We start from the raw sequence: 16192 nt of genomic DNA, 5'->3' as shown, positions 1-16192 counted from the left end.
GGCAATCAGGCGTTCACTTCGACCCGAACGACTCGTCCGTCGTGTCTGACGTACCATTCCGTTCCCGGAGCGTCGGCGGCCCGAATCTCCGCCGTCGTCGCCGTCGCCGACGCGGTACCGTTTTCGAGCGCATCCTCGACGACCGCCCGAATCGGGCTGTCGGCGGGGAAGTCGGACAGCGAAGATACGTCCTCGTCCGTCGCGTCGGCCGGGACCGAATCGACGACGGTGGCCTCCACGGTGACCGTCGGCGTACTCAGCGTTCCGAGCACCACCAGCACGGCGAACAGGAGGACGCCGGCACCGAGGACGCCCAAGACGAGGTACCGAACCGGCTTGGAGACGACCCGGAGGTCGGGGACCATCGGGAGGCTGTTCGAATCCACGGGCGGGGACACACCGCGCGAAAAGAAACGTCTTGGGACGAGTTAGTCGTCGGGATACAGCGTCGCCCCGCGTCCGATTTTCGTCTGATAGGCTCTGGCGTCGACGCCCGCCTCGGAGAAGGCGCCGACCATCGCCGACGCGATGTCGTGTCGGTCGTCGGGGTAGCAGGCGGCGAGGACGCCCGGCCCGGCACCGGAGACGGTGACGCCCGTCGCGCCCGCGGCGAGGGCGGCCTCCCGAACCTCGTTGTATCCGGAGATGAGGTCGGCCCGGGCGGGCGTGACGAGGCGGTCGTGCATGCCCTTCCCCACTAATCGCGGGTCGTCGCGACACATACCGGTCGTCAGCGTGGCGGCCCGGCCGACGGTGTATACCAACTGGTCCATCGTAGCGCCCGCGGGCACCACGTCGCGGGCGTCGCGCGTCGAGATTGCTATCTCGGGAAGACAGGCCACGAGGGGGATGTCCGCGTCGACGACGGTCACGTCCCGCCCCGTGGCGACGGTGAAGCCGCCGAGGAGTGCGGGCGCGACGTTGTCGAGGTGGACCTCGCCGGAGACGGTGGCCTCGCCCTTGCCGGCGATGGGGACGAGGTCGCGTCGCGAGAGGCCTCGGTCGTAGAGTTCGTTGAGTGCGAGCGCCGCAGCGGCGGCGCTGGCACCGGACGACCCGAGTCCGGACGAGGGACGAATCCCCTTGTCGATCCGGATGTGTGCCGGGGCGTCGAGCGCCTCGGCGACCGCGCCGACGGTGTTCGCGTCCGGGTCTTCGGGGATGAACTCGCTCCCGTAACCCGTCACGTCGATAGTCGTCCGGTCGGCTTTCTCAACGCGGACGACGTCCGCCGGTCGGCCGAGGGCCGCGCCGAACACGTCGAACCCGCTACCGAGGTTCGCACTCGTGGCCGGAGCCCTGACCGTAACCATGCCCCGGAGTTGCGCGAGTCGGGTCAAAAACCTGCCGAAGGGTTCGGCGGGTGAACCGGGCCAACTTATACCCCGCTGGCGGCGCCGGTGTGGGTATGGCAATCGCCGGGGCGACGGCACAGCTCGACCGCCCCCGCCGGGCCGTCGGGACCGTCGTGTTCGTCGTCTTCCTCGATCTGGTGGGCTTCGGCATCGTCGTCCCCATCCTCCCGTACTACGTCCGGAGCTTCGGCGTCGGCGACGTGTTCATCGGCCTGCTGGCCGCGACGTACTCGCTCACGCAGTTCCTCGCGGCGCCCGCGCTCGGCCGCGCCTCGGACCGCTGGGGGCGGCGCCCGGTCATCACGCTCTCGCTGGCCGGGAGCGCCGTCGCGTGGACCGTCTTCGGCCTCGGCGACCCCGTCGGCGACGCGGCGGGACCGCTCGCCGGCGTCGCCGTCCTCTTTTGCTCACGAGCGCTTGCCGGCGCGATGGGCGGGAACATCGCGGCGGCGCAGGCGTACGTCGCGGACGTGACGCCGCGAGAGCGACGCGCCGCGGCGCTCGGCCTCGTCGGCGCCTCGTTCAGCCTCGGGTTCATCTTCGGCCCGGCCATCGGCGGCGCGCTGGCGAGCGACACGGCGGTTCGGCTGGCGGCGCCGCTCCCGATTCCCGCCACGCCCTTTTCGCTCCCCGCGTTCGGCGCGGCGGCGATGAGTCTCGTCGCCCTCGCCGTCGCGCTGTTCGCGCTGGAGGAACCCGAACGACGGCGGACGAGCGGCGAGCGGTCGTCGCTCGTCTCCGACTTCGTCACGGCGCTTCGCGACCCCGACCTCCGGGGCCTCGTCCTCTCCTTTTTCCTCGTCTCCGTCGCGTTCGCGGGGATTCAGGTCATGTTCATCCCCTTTGTCGCCGACGCCGCAGCCTATCGCTTCGACGCCGCCGCCGCGGCGCTCTTGCTCACGTACGTGGGCGTCCTCGGCGCGGTCAATCAAGGACTGCTCGTGGGACGACTGGCCGACCGGTTCGGGTCGGGGCGCCTCGCCGTCGTCGGCGCCGGACTGCTCGCCGTCGCCCTCGCGGCGCTCCCCTTCGCCCCGGCACTGGGTGGCTTCTTGCCCTCGGTCAGTGGCCCGGCGTGGCTCACTCCCGAGCTGGTCACGCTCCTCGGGATTCTCGCCGTGCTCTCGGTCGGGAACGGCCTCCTGAACCCGTCGCTGGCGGCGCTGGTGTCGTCGAGTGCCGACGCGAGCAAACAGGGGACCGCCTTCGGCGTCACGCAGGGCGCGGGGAGTCTGGGCCGGACCGTCGGGCCGCCGGTGGCGGCGGGGCTGTACGCGCTCGCGTACTGGTCGCCCTTCGTCGCCGGCGCCGTGGTCGTCCTGCCAGTCGTCGGGTTGTTGCTCGAACGGATGAAAGGCCGCGCGTAATCAGTCCGACGTGGCGACGGTGGTGTCCGGCGCCATGTCGAGCACCTCGTCGAAGAAGTCGAGCGAGTCGTGGGGACCGGGGTTGGCCTCGGGGTGGTACTGGCGCGTGATGACGTCGAGTTCGTCGTTGGCGAGGCCCTCCGCGGTGCCGTCGTTGACGTTCACCTGCGTCACGTCGAGGCGGTCACCGGGTTCGCCTACGGTGTAGCCGTGGTTCTGGGTCGTCATGACGACGCGCCCGGAGTCTAAGTCACGGACCGGTTGGTTGACGCCGCGGTGACCGAAGGCCATCTTCTCGGTGGAGCCACCGAGGGCGTTGGCGACCACCTGCTGGCCGAGACAGATGCCGGCGATGGGCAGGTCGCCGAGGTAGGCGTCGACCAGCGACTCGGCGGCCTCGAAGTTCTTCGGGTCGCCGGGGCCGTTCGAGATGAAGAGCACGTCGGGGTCGACGGCTTCGACGTCCTCGGGCGTCGCGTCGTAGGGCAGGACGTGCACCGTCGCGTCGCGGTCACACAGGGACTCGATGATGGAGCCCTTGGCGCCGCAGTCGACGAGTGCGACCGTCGCGGCCGAGCCACCCTCGTAGACTTCGGCTTCGTCGACGCTCACCTGCGCGCCGATGTCGACGTGTTCGCTCATGCCCTTGCAGGCGGCGAGTTCTTCCTTGGCGTCCTCGGGGGTGGCGTCCGGGCCGACGGCGATGCCACACTTCATCGCCCCTTCCTCGCGGATGGAGGTGACGAGTTCTCGCGTGTCGAGGTGGTCGATGGCGGGGATGCCCTCCTCGTCCAGCCACTCGACGACGTCTTCGGTGAACTCGCGGGCGATGGCCGCGCGAGGGTGGACGCGGTCGGATTCGAATCGCTCGGATCGGACGCCGTAGTTGCCGATGAGGGGGTACGAGAAGGTGAGGACCTGCTCCTCGTATGAGGGGTCGGTCAGACTCTCCTCGTAGCCAGTGTATGCGGTCGTAAAGACCAGTTCGCCGCGGGTCCGACCCGGAGCACGGCCACGCGCCTCGACGACGCGGCCGTCCTCCAAGGCAAGGTAGGCGTCCGACATTACGAGAAACACAGTGAGCCGCGGCCATTAAGCCTTCCTTTCGTAGTTGAGTTACGAATTTCGTAATCGGTAAGTCACTGCCAGCAGTACCGGCCGTATGGACGATCTGGACCGGCGGATTCTGGGAATCCTCCGGCGAGACTCGCGGACGCCCTACACGGAGATTGCGGACCAAGTCGGGACCTCCGAGGGGACGGTCCGCAACCGGGTCGAACGCCTCGTCGACGAGGGCATCATCGAGCGATTCACCGTCGCCACCCGTACCGGCAACGTGAAGGCGATGATCGAGGTGTCGGTCGCCGTCGACGTGGATACCGCCGACGTGTCGGGGCGGATGGCCGAGTGGAACGAAGTCGACTTCGTGTGGCAAGTCTCGGGCGAGGCGGACATCGTCATGGTCGTCGACGCCGCGGACACGGGCGCGGTGAACGACCTCATCACGAAAGCGCGGGACTTAGACGAGGTGCAAAACACGAAGACCCGACTGATTCTCAACGAGCAGACGGGCTGAAAATCGTCATCGGTAAATCACCGCCGTCCGGATGTGAAGTATGAGCAGTCAGTCCGACGTTATCGACGACGACCTCTACCGACGCACGAAATCCCTCCTCGAACCGGGCGACATCGACCTCGCGGGCGCCATCGTCCACACCGACCTCTCCGGGCAGGAGGACCTTGAGATGCAGGAACTGACAGTCGAACTCAACGAGGTCATCGCCGCCCACGCCGGGAAAGGCGAGACGTACATCCACGCCGGCAACGACGACCCCAACTTCTCCTCGAACCAGTTCCAGGGTCGCACCCTCGACGGCGACGAGTTCGTCTGGGAGTGCCAGCAACTCCTCCGCGAGGGTACCTTCGACATCGTGTTCTACTACGAGGCCGACGCCGACCAAGAGGCCCTCGTGGAGGACATCAACGACCGAGGGTACGACGTGACGAGTGTCGTCCTCGACGAGGACGACGAGATGTCCGCGAGCGAAGTTTAGAGTCGGCCCGCCGCGCTGACGACGCCGGCAGCGAGTTCGCCGAGCGGTGCGGACAGTTCGTACGCGGGCGTCGTGAGTCGAATCGGGTCCTCGTCGGCGACGCCTGCGAAGCGGACGTTGAGGGCGTACGACCCGTCGTCGGCGATGGGCGTGACTTCGCGCTGCCCGGAGGGGTCGTGACGCGCCCACGCCATCTCGCCCGCGAAGGCCGGGTCGGTCTGGCCCTCGACGACGCGAAGCGGCGGTTCGTAGTCGGGGTTGCCGCCGACGACGGGGTAGCCGGCGTCCTGCCACGCCCAGAAGCCGTCGTCGAGGGCGACGACGTTCTCGTAGCCAGCGTCGATGAGCGACGCGGCCCGCATCGACGAGAGGTGATGCGGACAGCCACAGTAGGTGACGATGAGCGTGTCGGTGTCCCACGACTCCACGGGGTCGTCGGACGACTGGCCGTTGCGGGCCGGACTCCAGACGGCCCCGTCGATGTGTGACTCGGCGTACGCCGTCTGCGAGCGGGCGTCGGCGAAGCGGGCCCGGTCGGATTCGTACCACGCGTGAACGTCCGAGAGGGGCGCGAGCGGTACCGACTGTCCGTCGACGCTGATTGTCTGGTAGCCGTCGAGATTGGAGGCGCTACCACTACTGCCGCCGAGGCAACCGGCGAGCGAACCGAGCGCGACGCCGGTACTCGCGAGGACGGCACGTCGAGAGCGGGTCATTAGCGGCGGTAGGTATCGAATCGGCATGAGACTTCTGCCAGCCAGTCGTCGGCCGGTTGTCACCCGCTGGGAGACGACGGGACGTTTAAGCGTCCGCACCGTGGAGGTGGGTCCATGCAACGGTTCCGTGAGGCTCGCCAGTCGGACGGGCGGGCGGCGTCGAGACGCCCCGAGAGCGTCGACACGCCGCCGTGGCGGCGTCATTGGAAGAGTTTAGGTAGGACGGGCGCAAAGCCGGACCCGAAACGGACGACATGATAGGCGTGTCTCGGAGTGATTCACTGTGACGACGGGAGTCATTCGTGGCGTGACCGTCGCTCACCAGCGCGCGACGGTCGACGAGATCGAGTCGGCGACGACGGCCGACGAGGAGACGGCTGTCCGCGATTTGCTGACCCGAGACGGCGTCGACGAGGCGTTCGCCCTCCAAACCTGTAACCGTGCGGAAGTGTACGTCGTCGCCGAATCGGCCGCCGCTGGCCGGGCGGCGCTCGACGACTTCGCGCCGGACCTTCGCGACGGCGCGGTCCACGAGATGGACCACGAGACGAGTCTCCGGCACCTGATGCGCGTCGCCGCAGGGCTGGAATCGCTCGTCCTCGGCGAAGACCAGATCATCGGTCAACTGCGCTCGGCCTTCGAGACGGCGCGGGGCGCCGGCGGCATCGGCCCCGTCCTCGACCCCGCCATCACGAAGGCGCTACACGTGGGCGAGCGAGCGCGGACGGAGACACAGATAAACGAAGGCGTCGTCTCGCTCGGGAGCGCGGCGGTCGAACTCGCCGCCCGACAGCGCCGGCTTCGGGGCGCGACGGCGCTCGTCGTCGGCGCGGGCGAGATGGGTCGCATTGCCGCCCGCGCGTTCGACGATGCGGGCGTGTCGACGCTCGTCATCGCCAACCGGACGGTGTCGAAGGCCACCAGCCTCGCCGACGAGGTGGACGCGGACGCGAGCGCGGTTCCGCTCGACGCGACGGCCGACGCCGCCACCACGGCTGACGTCCTCGTCACCGCGACGAACAGCCCCGACCCGGTGCTCGATGGCGACGACCTCGACGACGCCGGGTCGACGCTGGTCATCGACCTCGCACAGCCCCGAGACGTGGCGCCGTCGGTGAGCAGTCTGGACGACGTGGACGCCTACGACATCGACTCGCTGGAGGCCATCACCGACGAGACGCGGGAACAGCGCCGGGAGGCCGCGGCCGCCGTCGAGGAGATGATCGACGACGAACTCGACCGCCTGCTCGACTCGTTCAAGCGCCAGCAGGCCGACGAAGCCATCAGCACGATGTACGAGAGCGCCGAGCTCGTCAAGGAACGCGAGCTGCGGACCGCGCTCTCCCGTCTCGAAGCACAGGGCGAGGTGACCGAGGCGCAACGCGAGACGGTCGAGGACCTCGCCGACGCCCTCGTCGGACAGTTGCTCGCGGCGCCGACGAAGAGCCTCCGCGACGCCGCCGCCGAGGACGACTGGACGACGATTCAGACCGCACTCGACCTGTTCGACCCCGAGTTCGGCGACGACTCACAGCCGCCGGCGGCCGACCGCCCCCGAGAGGGGATGGACGGCGAGCGTCCCCCACACGCCGTCGACCGCGTCGGCGACGAGTAGGCCCAACCGTTATTTTTCGGCCGGCCGACGTGCCGGCATGGCCGACACGCTTGACGACGACGAAATCGACCGCCAACTCCCCGATGGGTGGGAGCGCGACGGCGACGAAATCGTCCGCGTCTACCCCTTCGACGACTACCTTGACGGCGTCACCTTCGCCACCCACGTCGGCGAGGTGGCCGACGAGGAGTTCCACCACCCCGAGATTCGCATCCGCTACGACGAGGTGGAGGTCCGACTCACGAGCCACGAAGCGGGCGGTATCACCGAGACGGACATCCGCCTCGCCAACCTGTTCGACGACGAACGCGCATGAACGCCGCGTACGTCTTCCGGGTCACCTTCGAACTCGACGCGTCGGGCGTCGCCGCCGACCCCGACACCTTCGAGACGGTGGTGCGAAAGCCCGCCGCCGAACCGGACACCGACGACTGGCGTTTCTTCGAGGCGGCGTGTTGGCGCGGCGAGGCGAGCGACGAGGCACATCTCCGGTCGCTGGCCGAAGACTGGCTCGGCGTCCCCGTTCGGGACGTGACGTTCAGCGAGTTGCGCGCCGACGAGGCGTATCTCGACGCGCTTCGGGACGCCATCGCGGAGAGCGACGCCTTCGACGACACCCCCCAGCAGGTGTTGCACGCCCACCTCGGGAGTTCGATTCGCGTCGAATCGTAGGATAACGCTCAGATATGCAGATTGAAACCGAGACCACCTCGAAAGCCCCCGACGGTTCGGCTCCCGGGCCTCGCTGCGCTCCTCACTCCGTTGCGGTGCTTGCGTCATCCGGGTTCGCCGAACCGCCGGCCCCTTTCAGTCCCACCCGCGCCGCTTGATTGGCCAGCCGCTGTGGGTGGGACTGAAAGGGGCGCCGCGCTGGAGGAAGGCGGGCGACGTAAGCACGCGACCGCAGGGAGCGCGCGCAGCGAGCCCCCCGACTCCAGCGCGGCGGGGCTTTCGAGGTGTCACCGACGAAATCGCGCGATTCTGAACAGTATCAGTAGTAGCGGCGGAACACACTTGTTTGGGCCGCGCGTATTCGAGCGTGAATGGTCGCACACGCCTACGACTTCTGGCTGTTCGACCTCGACGGGACGCTGGTGGACGTCGACCCCGACTACGCCGATGCGGTGTTCGACCGCGTGGGAGACCAGTTGGGGCGCTCCTTCTCCGAGCGCGAGGTCGAAGTGCTCTGGCACGGCCTGTCGGGGGAGCGAACGCCGCAGCTGCGCGAGTGGGGCATCGACCCCGAGGCGTTCTGGGCGGCGCTCCACGAGGCCGAAGACCCGACGGAACGCGCCGAGGCAACCTTCCTCCACGACGACGCCGACTTCGTCGCCGACCTCGACCGACCGGTCGGCCTCGTCACGCACTGTCAGGAGTATCTGGTCGACCCGGTGCTCGACCAACTCGACATCCGCGACTGGTTCGACACGGTCGTCTCCTGCACCCACGACATCGGGTGGAAGCCCGATCCCGCGCCGGTGTATCTGGCCATGTCCGACCTGAACGTCGGCGACGACGCCACGGGCGTCCTCGCGGGGGACGGCCCGAACGACATCGGCGCGGCGTGGAACGCCGGCCTCGACGGCATCCACGTCGAACGCCACGACCCGCAGCGACGCGGTCGCTGCGTGCTCGGTGACTATCGCGTCCAATCGTTCGACGAACTGCGACGCGCGGCCCGCGTCGCGAGCGACTGATTCTCCGCGGCCCTCAGGCGTCGTAGCCCGACAGCGAATCCACCACGTCGTCAAGACGGGTGTCGAGCGCCTGCTGGAGTGATTCGACGCCGGGCTTGGCCGCCCGGTCGGGGTCGGCCAAGACGGTGACGGACTCGGTGCCGAGAGGGACGAAGCCACAGTCGAGCGTCTCCGCCGTCTCCCGGAGGCCGAGGCCGACCGCGGCGTCGCCGGCGAGCACCTTGCGCGCGGGGCTCTCGAAGCCCTTGACTGTCAGGTCGTAGCCGTCGATGGCGTCGGTCAGGTCGCGGCGGTCCGTGTCGCGTTCGTCGGCCAGTCGTTCGAGTTCGGCGTCGAGGCTGGCGCGCAGGCCGGCGTCGACGGCGCGATTGACGAACCGGAGGTCGCGGTCCACGAGGTCGGCGAGGCCGTCCACGTCGTCGGGGTTGCCGGGCGGGACGACGAGGCCCCACTCGCGGGTCCACCCGCCGAGTTCGACGGCATCGAGGTCGCGGTCCGAGGGGCCGGAGACGACGGCCACGTCGGGCACGCCGTCGCGGAGGCGCCGCCGACCCTGACGACTCCCCACGTCGAGGTAACGGGGCTGGGAGACGTGATCGAGCAAGCGCGAGAGCGCGGGGTCGTCCTCGCCGACGCCGAAGAGGGCAGGCGGGCGCACGTCGGGCGAGAAGAGTTGGACCGTCACCTGCTCTCCGGCGGCGAGGTAGGCCGTGTCGGCGTCGACTTCGACCACGCCGTCGGCTTCGACCAGACTCGTCGTCGCGCCGCTCCCCTTGTCGACGGGGTAGACGAGACGGGTGCCGTCGGCGTCGTCAACGAGGCCGACGGGCATGAGTCGGGTGCGGCCCTCGCCGTAGCGTTCCTGTACGGCCATCTCGCCCTCGACGGTCGCGGTCCGTGGCTCCGGGAGCGCCGCAGCCTCGCGGATGGCGGGTGCGACGAACGTCTGGAAGATGGTGAGCGCGGAGACGGGGTAGCCGGGCAGGCCGATGTACGCCGAGTCGTCGAGGCGGCCGACGAGCATCGGCTTGCCGGGTTTGACGGAGACGCCGTGCAGGAGGAGGTCGCCCTCGGTCTCGATGACGCGATAGATGACGTCGACGGCGCTGGCGGAGGTGGACCCGGAGGAGAGGACGAGGTCACACTCCTCGGCGGCCTCGACGAGGAGGCGTTCCATCTCGTCGTAGTCGTCGCCGGCGTGGGGGTAGAGGACGGCTTCGCCGCCCGCCTCCTCGACGCCCGCGGCGATGGTGTAGGAGTTCACGTCGTAAATCTGGCCGGCGTCACTGTTCAGGTCGCCGCCCGGGCGGACGAGTTCGTCGCCGGTCGAGACGATGCCGACCGTCGGGCGCCCGCGGACGGGCACCTCGTCGACGCCCAGCGCCGACAGCAGGCCGATTTCGCGGGGCGTGAGGAGTGTGCCGGGACCGAGCGCACGCGACCCGGCGGCCACGTCCGCGCCCGCGACCATCACGGCGTCGCCGGGGGCGACGGAGGTGCGGATGGCGACGCCCGCGTCGACTTCGTCGGTGCGCTCGACTTTCACGACGGCGTCGGCGCCCGGGGGCATCACCGCGCCGGTCGAGATTTCGGCACAGGTCCCCTCGGTGACCTCCACGTCGGGTTCGGCGCCGGCGTGGACGGCACCAATCTGGTCGAGGACGGCGGGGTCCGCCTCGTCGGCGCCGAAGGTGTCGCGGGCGCGGACGGCGTAGCCGTCCATGCTCGCGCGGTCGAACCCCGGCACGTCGAGGGCGGCGTCGATTCGCCCGGCGAGGACGCGCCCCCGCGCCTCGTCGAGGGAGACCGTCTCGTCGGCGGGCGAGAGGTCGAGGCTGTCGATGGCCTCGCGGGCCTCGGCGGGCGAGGCGAGGTCACGGAACTCGCGGCGGTCGCTCATCGGCGACCACCTCCGAACGCCGCGCTCACGCGGACCACTCCCAATTTTCGACGGCGACGGTCTCGCCGGCGTCGTACCCCTCGCGGCCCTCGGGGACGACGACCCAGCCGTCGGCGAGGGCGACGCTGGAGAGGACCCCCGACCCGCTGGCGCGGGTGGGTTCGGCGACGCGTTCGCCGTCCGCCTCGCGCAGGCGGACGCGGGCGAACGTCCGCGTTCCCGGTTCGCTCGATATCTTGCGGTCGAGTCGCGCCTCGACGGTCGGATGCGAGGGGACGGGCATGTTGCCCGCGAGCTTCAGCACCGGCCGGAGGAACTGGACGGCGTTGATGATGCAGGCGACGGGGTAGCCGGGGAGCATGATGACCGGCGTGTCCTCGACGACGCCGAGGGCGACGGGGTGCCCGGGCTTGAGGGCGACGCCGTGGACGAGCACCTCGCCCAACTCGTCGACGACTTCGGGGGTGTAGTCGCGTTCGCCGACGGAGGAGCCGCCGGTGGTGACGACGACGTCTTTCGCCAAATCGCGCTCGATGGCCGCGCGGATGGCGTTGGGGTCGTCGTCGACGACGTTGCGGTAACTGGCGACGCCGCCCCAGCGGTCGACCATCCGGGAGACGGTGAGGCCGTTCGTCTCGATGACCTCGCCGGGGCCGGGGTCGCGCTGGACGAGTTCCTCGCCCGTCGGGACGACGCCGACGGTCGGCGGTTCGTAGACGGTGACCTGGTCGACGCCGACGGACTTCAGGAGGCCGAGGTCGGAGGGGCGAATCCGGTGGCCGGGTTCGTAGAGTTCGGCGCCCTCGGCGACGTCTTCGCCGACTTCGCCGACGTTCTCGCCCTCCGCGACGGCGTCGAACACCTCGACGTCGTCGCCGACGCGCTCCGTTTCCTCTATCATGACGACGGCGTCGGCGCCGTCGGGTAGGTCGCTCCCGGTGTGGACGCGGACGGCTTCGCCGGGGGCGACGCCGCCCTCGCTCTCGCGGAGGACGGTCGGGGACCGGCCCGTCGCGCCGAAGGTATCCTCGGCGCGGACGGCGTAACCGTCCATCGCGGCGCGGTCGTAGCCCGGAACGGGCGCAGGGGCGACCACGCGTTCGGCGAGGGTGCGGCCGTCGGCACGGCCGAGGGCGACCCGCTCGGTTCGGTCGTGTCCCGAGACGGCTTCGCGGACCGTCTCGAGGGCCTCGGCGACCCGGGTTCGGTCCTTGAAGCCCGCGTGTTCGAGGTCGTCGTGGCTCATACCCGCCTTTGCGCTCGGGGATACAAAAACCCGTAGCTGGCGACGGGGGTCGAACACACCGCGGCCTTTTTCGATGCCCGCGCCTTACCCCGTCCCATGTCAGCACTGCGGGATGCGCTCCGAGACTTGCCCGAGGCGGTGTTCGCGGACTTGCTCGAGAGCGACGACGCCTACTTGCTCGTCATCGACCTCCCCGGCGCGACGGCAGCAACGGTCGACGCGCGGGTCGAGATGGGGCGGCTCTTCGTCGAGGCGCGCCGCGAGAAGACGCTCCCGGCGTCGTTCGACTACGTCCGCGAGGACCGCTCGCTGTTCCTCGACGCCGAACTCCCCCTGCCGCCGGACGCGACGGGCGCAGGCGCGGAGGGGTCGATGGAGCGGGGCGTCCTCGAACTCCGACTGCCGAAACACGAGGCCGCACCGGAGCAATCGGTTCCCATCGAGGACGCGTAAGCCCGGGTGGTCACGCTGGTCAACCTCCGTGCGTACTGGCGGTTCGTTCGCGTCCTCCACCAGTTCCTACCGCTCATCGTCACGTACGCCCGCGACCGACGGAAGTACCTCCTGTTCGGCGGGCCGCGCTCCGTCGGGCCAGAGACACAGCGAGAGCGGGCGGACCGCCTGCTCACCTCGCTACTCACCCTCGGGCCGACGTTCATCAAACTCGGGCAACTGCTGTCGACGCGGCCGGACGTGCTCCCACCGTCCTACATCGACGTGCTGAGCAGTCTGCAAGACGACGTGCCGCCGGCGCCGTGGGACGAGACGAGGCCCGTCCTCGAAGCCGAGGTAGGCCCGGTGGACGAGGTGTTCGACGACTTCGAGCGAGAGGCCATCAGCGGTGCGAGCCTCGGCCAAGTGTATCGCGCCACCTACGAAGGCGAGGAAATCGCCATCAAGGTGCGTCGACCGGGCGTGGAGGCCCTCGTCGAATCCGACCTGCGCGCGCTCAAGTGGCTTCTCCCCCTCCTGCTCCGGTTCACCGACGAGGCGCGGCGCTTCTCGCTGTCGAATCTCGCCGAGGAGTTCGACACCACCATCCGTGAAGAGATGGATTACAACCGCGAGCGGCGGATGCTCAGCGAGATTCGCGAGAACTTCGAGGGCAACGACCGCATCCGCATCCCCGACCCGATTCCCGAACTGTCCGGCGAGCGGGTGTTGGCGATGGAGTATCTCGCGGGCACGAAAATCAACGACGTGACCGCGCTGGACGAACAGGGACTGGACCGGAGCGAACTCGCCGAGAGCCTCCAGCGAATTTACCTCCAGATGATAATCGAGGACGGCGTCTTCCACGCCGACCCTCATCCGGGCAACCTCTCGGTGGACGAGGACGGCGCCATCATCTTCTACGACTTCGGGATGAGCGGGCGCGTCGACGCGTTCTTCCAAGACAAAATCGTCGAGTTCTACGTCGCGGTGGCGAATCAGGACATCGACGGCATCCTCGACGCGATGGTCGAGATGGGGACGCTCAGCCCGAACGCCGACCGGCAGGTGATGGGCAACGTGATGGAGCTCGCCATCGCCGACGTTCGCGGCGAGGACATAGAGCAGTACCGCGTCCAGCAGGTCATCCAACAGGTCGAGGACACCATCTACGAGTTCCCCCTGCGCCTGCCGCGGAACTTCGCGCTCATCCTGCGAGTGGCGACGGTGGTCGAGGGCGTCTGCATCACGCTCGACCCCGACTTCGACTTCATCAGTGTCGCCACCGACTACCTCACCGAGCAGGGGTATCGGGAGGAGGGCGTCCGGCAGGCGGTCGAATCCGCAGGTGACCAACTGGAGGAGACGGCGCGGTCGCTGGTGACCGTCCCGCCGAAACTCGACGAGACGCTGGACCGAGTCAACCGCGACGACCTGACCGTCGAGGTGCGTCTCGACGACGAACACGACGTGCTCGACCAGTTGGCAAAGCGCATCGCCTACAGCATCCTCGTGGCGGTGGGCATCCTCTCGACGGCCATCCTCTACTCGTTCAACGAGACGCCGGAGGCGGCCGCCGTCGCCGGCGCGGTAACGATTCCCGTCGGAATCCTGCTCTATCGGTCGCTCCGCCGGAAGAAAGGGGTCAAAGCCCGACCGCAGTTCACGCGGCAGGAGATGCGGCGGCGACGCGAGGAATAGTCGCCACAACGGCGTTCCAAACCGTTTATACACCGCCTTCCGTTATCGAACGGTATGGCGCGAGAGCAAAAGCAAGTGCGGGAACTGCAGGAGGGGAGCTACGTCATGATGGAAGACGTCCCCTGCAAAATCAATTCGTACAGTACGGCCAAGCCGGGGAAACACGGCAGCGCCAAGGCACGAATCGAGGGCAAGGGTGTCTTCGACGACAGGAAGCGCTCGCTCAGCCAGCCGGTCGACGCGAAGGTGTGGGTCCCTATCGTCGAACGGAAGGGCGGGCAGGTCGTCTCCGTCTCTGGTGACGACGCCCAGATTATGGACCTCGACAACTTCGAGACGTTCACGATGCGCGTCCCGGAGGACGCGGACCTCTCGCCCGACGACGAAATCGAGTATCTGGAGTACGAAGGCCAGCGGAAAATCGTCTGAGCGGCCATGTTTCCCGGTGCGACCGTCGACCGCGACGCCGCGGACTACGTCATCGTCGGCGCACCGCTCGATGTCTCGACGACGTTTCAACCCGGGACCCGGTTCGGTCCCGACCGAATCCGGCAGTTCGCCGGGTCGTTCGAGGATTACGACCACCGAACCGACCAGCACTTCTCCGCACTCTCGGTCCACGATGCGGGCGACGTTCACGCCTGGAGCGACGCCGCCGAGTATATCGACTACCTCGCCGGCACCCTCCGTGACGTTCGGGCCGACGACGCCACCCCACTCCTCCTCGGCGGAGAACACACCGTCACCGTCGCGGGCGTGCGGGCCGTCGACCCCGACCTGTTCGTCTGTCTGGACGCCCACCTCGACCTGCGGACCGAGTTCGACGGCGACCCGTGGAGTCACGCCTGCGTGACCCGACGAGCGCTACAGACAGCAGACCACGCCGTCGTGGTCGGCGCGCGCGCTGGAAGCGAAGCCGAATGGGAGCGGGCGGCGGCAGAGGACGTGACCCTCGTCACGCCCGAGGCTGTCGCCGAAGACGGAGCCGAGGCGGTTCGCGACGCCATCGCCGCTGCCGTCAACGACCCCGCCAGCGCGACGACGTATCTGAGCGTCGACATCGACGCCGCAGACCCCGGCGTCGCACCGGGAACGGGGACGATGGAACCCGGTGGCCTGTCGGCCCGAGAGATGCGCGACGTAGTGCGGTCAGTCGCGCCGCGCGTCGACGGCGCCGATATCGTCGAAGTCAACGACCGAGACGACGGACAGGCGGCGACACTCGGGGCGAAACTCCTCCGCGACGCCGTCTTCGCCCACGCCGCCGAGTCCTAGGTTACAAACCCGTGCCGGCCGAGGCGGAGGTATGGACCGCAGCGAGTTCGTCGACCGACTGGACGAGCGACTCCGCACCGACGACTACGCGGACGTGGACGCGAGCGCGAACGGCCTGCAGGTGGGGCGCAGGTCGGGGGAAGTCGACAGCGTCGCCCTCGCCGTCGACGCCGCGGAGACCACCATCGAGGAAGCGGTCGACCGCGACGCCGACGTGCTGGTCGTCCACCACGGCCTCGCGTGGGGCGGGTTCGACCGCCTCACCGGCCTGCATTACGACCGCATCGAACCACTGGTCGCGAACGACGTGTCGCTGTACGTCTCGCACCTGCCACTGGACGGCCACCAAGAACTCGGCAACGGCGCCGGCGTCGCGGACGTACTGGACCTGACCGACCGGGCGCCGTTCGGCGAGTACGGCCCAGAGGTCATCGGAACGCAGGGCGTGGCGGCGGAACCGTACGACGCCGACGGACTGGCGAGTCGACTGGACCGGGAGCTCGACACCGAGACGCAGGTGCTCCCGTTCGGTCCCGAGGAGATTCGAGAGGTAGGCGTCGTCACCGGAAGCGGCGTCGACTGGATAGAAGCAGCGGCCGAGGCGGGACTGGACGCCCTCGTGACGGGCGAGGGGAAACAGCAGGCGTATCACGAGGCGCGGGACCGGGGGCTGAACGTCTTCCTCGCCGGCCACTACGCGACGGAGACGTTCGGCGTTCGAGCGCTCGGCGACCTCGCCGAGGAGTGGGGTCTGGAGACGACGTACATCGACCACCCGACTGGACTCTGATTGACGCCGGACCGCGTCGTTGAAACCGCTGGAGCGCCCATCAC

General features: G+C 68.9%; 18 protein-coding genes. 12 read left to right on the top strand and 6 right to left on the bottom strand.

Annotated elements, in window-relative coordinates:
• Positions 1-5: 5 nt before the first annotated feature.
• Together BLU18_RS07995 and BLU18_RS07990 are read right to left on the bottom strand one after the other, a co-directional pair.
• Positions 6-386, bottom strand: a complete 381-nt coding sequence (locus BLU18_RS07995) for a hypothetical protein (protein WP_092633796.1) — start codon at positions 384-386, stop codon at positions 6-8.
• Positions 387-428: 42 nt separating this feature from the next.
• Entirely contained in the window at positions 429-1313 is an 885-nt protein-coding gene (locus BLU18_RS07990; protein WP_092633794.1) for a homoserine kinase, read from the bottom strand.
• A 95-nt stretch (positions 1314-1408) separates the two neighbouring features.
• Between BLU18_RS07990 and BLU18_RS07985 the strand changes: the two genes are divergently transcribed.
• Positions 1409-2722, top strand: coding sequence for an MFS transporter (locus BLU18_RS07985; RefSeq protein WP_092633792.1), 1314 nt, complete (start codon positions 1409-1411; stop codon positions 2720-2722).
• Here BLU18_RS07985 and carA read toward each other — a convergent pair whose 3' ends face one another.
• The gene (gene carA, locus BLU18_RS07980; RefSeq protein WP_092633790.1) at positions 2723-3787 is read right to left on the bottom strand and encodes a glutamine-hydrolyzing carbamoyl-phosphate synthase small subunit; all 1065 of its coding nucleotides are present in this window, start codon (positions 3785-3787) and stop codon (positions 2723-2725) included.
• Positions 3788-3884: 97 nt separating this feature from the next.
• On the opposite strand from carA, the gene BLU18_RS07975 reads away from it, so the two are divergent.
• Together BLU18_RS07975 and BLU18_RS07970 are read left to right on the top strand one after the other, a co-directional pair.
• Positions 3885-4298 (top strand): Lrp/AsnC family transcriptional regulator, encoded by a 414-nt coding sequence (locus tag BLU18_RS07975; RefSeq protein ID WP_092633787.1) that lies wholly within the window; start codon positions 3885-3887, stop codon positions 4296-4298.
• Between the two features lie 40 nt (positions 4299-4338).
• Positions 4339-4776, top strand: coding sequence for a DUF5778 family protein (locus BLU18_RS07970; RefSeq protein WP_092633785.1), 438 nt, complete (start codon positions 4339-4341; stop codon positions 4774-4776).
• Here BLU18_RS07970 and BLU18_RS07965 read toward each other — a convergent pair.
• The gene (locus BLU18_RS07965) at positions 4773-5492 is read right to left on the bottom strand and encodes a rhodanese-like domain-containing protein (protein WP_092633783.1); all 720 of its coding nucleotides are present in this window, start codon (positions 5490-5492) and stop codon (positions 4773-4775) included. The two genes, BLU18_RS07970 and BLU18_RS07965, sit on opposite strands and share 4 nt — an antisense overlap.
• Positions 5493-5775: 283 nt before the next feature.
• Here BLU18_RS07965 and hemA point away from each other — a divergent pair, with 283 nt between their 5' ends.
• The 4 genes from hemA (at position 5776) to BLU18_RS07945 (ending at position 8804) form a co-directional block, all read left to right on the top strand.
• On the top strand, positions 5776-7107 hold the full coding sequence (gene hemA / locus BLU18_RS07960) for a glutamyl-tRNA reductase (RefSeq protein WP_092633781.1): 1332 nt from the start codon (positions 5776-5778) through the stop codon (positions 7105-7107).
• A 37-nt stretch (positions 7108-7144) separates the two neighbouring features.
• Positions 7145-7423, top strand: a complete 279-nt coding sequence (locus tag BLU18_RS07955) for a 4a-hydroxytetrahydrobiopterin dehydratase (protein ID WP_092633779.1) — start codon at positions 7145-7147, stop codon at positions 7421-7423.
• Positions 7420-7779 carry an LWR-salt protein gene (lwrS, locus tag BLU18_RS07950; RefSeq protein ID WP_092633777.1) on the top strand — a complete coding sequence of 120 codons (360 nt, stop codon included), beginning with the start codon at positions 7420-7422 and terminating at the stop codon, positions 7777-7779. Before BLU18_RS07955 ends, lwrS begins: the two co-directional genes overlap by 4 nt.
• A 371-nt stretch (positions 7780-8150) precedes the next feature.
• Positions 8151-8804: an HAD family hydrolase gene (locus BLU18_RS07945; RefSeq protein WP_092633775.1), complete on the top strand. Its 654-nt coding sequence runs from the start codon at positions 8151-8153 to the stop codon at positions 8802-8804.
• 13 nt (positions 8805-8817) lie between these two features.
• Here the strand turns inward: BLU18_RS07945 and BLU18_RS07940 are convergent, their stop codons facing one another.
• Both BLU18_RS07940 and BLU18_RS07935 read right to left on the bottom strand, forming a co-directional pair.
• The gene (locus tag BLU18_RS07940; protein WP_092633773.1) at positions 8818-10704 is read right to left on the bottom strand and encodes a molybdopterin biosynthesis protein; all 1887 of its coding nucleotides are present in this window, start codon (positions 10702-10704) and stop codon (positions 8818-8820) included.
• A gap of 25 nt (positions 10705-10729) precedes the next feature.
• Complete coding sequence (locus tag BLU18_RS07935) at positions 10730-11950, bottom strand: molybdopterin molybdotransferase MoeA (protein WP_092633771.1); 1221 nt, start codon at positions 11948-11950, stop codon at positions 10730-10732.
• A 96-nt stretch (positions 11951-12046) separates the two neighbouring features.
• Between BLU18_RS07935 and BLU18_RS07930 the strand changes: the two genes are divergently transcribed.
• The 5 genes from BLU18_RS07930 to BLU18_RS07910 are packed head-to-tail and all read left to right on the top strand — an operon-like array spanning position 12047 to position 16148.
• On the top strand, positions 12047-12403 hold the full coding sequence (locus tag BLU18_RS07930; RefSeq protein WP_092633769.1) for an Hsp20/alpha crystallin family protein: 357 nt from the start codon (positions 12047-12049) through the stop codon (positions 12401-12403).
• Positions 12404-12409: 6 nt separating this feature from the next.
• Positions 12410-14083 carry an ABC1 kinase family protein gene (locus BLU18_RS07925; RefSeq protein ID WP_092633767.1) on the top strand — a complete coding sequence of 558 codons (1674 nt, stop codon included), beginning with the start codon at positions 12410-12412 and terminating at the stop codon, positions 14081-14083.
• A gap of 54 nt (positions 14084-14137) precedes the next feature.
• Positions 14138-14512, top strand: coding sequence for a translation initiation factor IF-5A (locus tag BLU18_RS07920; RefSeq protein ID WP_092633765.1), 375 nt, complete (start codon positions 14138-14140; stop codon positions 14510-14512).
• Between the two features lie 6 nt (positions 14513-14518).
• A complete protein-coding gene (speB, locus tag BLU18_RS07915; protein WP_092633763.1) occupies positions 14519-15358 on the top strand; it encodes an agmatinase in 840 nt (279 codons plus the stop codon).
• Positions 15359-15389: 31 nt separating this feature from the next.
• Positions 15390-16148, top strand: a complete 759-nt coding sequence (locus BLU18_RS07910; protein ID WP_092633761.1) for a Nif3-like dinuclear metal center hexameric protein — start codon at positions 15390-15392, stop codon at positions 16146-16148.
• Positions 16149-16192: the final 44 nt, after the last annotated feature.

Origin of the sequence: Haloplanus vescus, assembly GCF_900107665.1 — an archaeon.
Classification (GTDB): Archaea; Halobacteriota; Halobacteria; order Halobacteriales; family Haloferacaceae; genus Haloplanus; species Haloplanus vescus.
The sequence above is the reverse complement of the archived record's forward strand: the minus strand, read 5'-3'. Positions and strand labels throughout refer to the sequence as shown.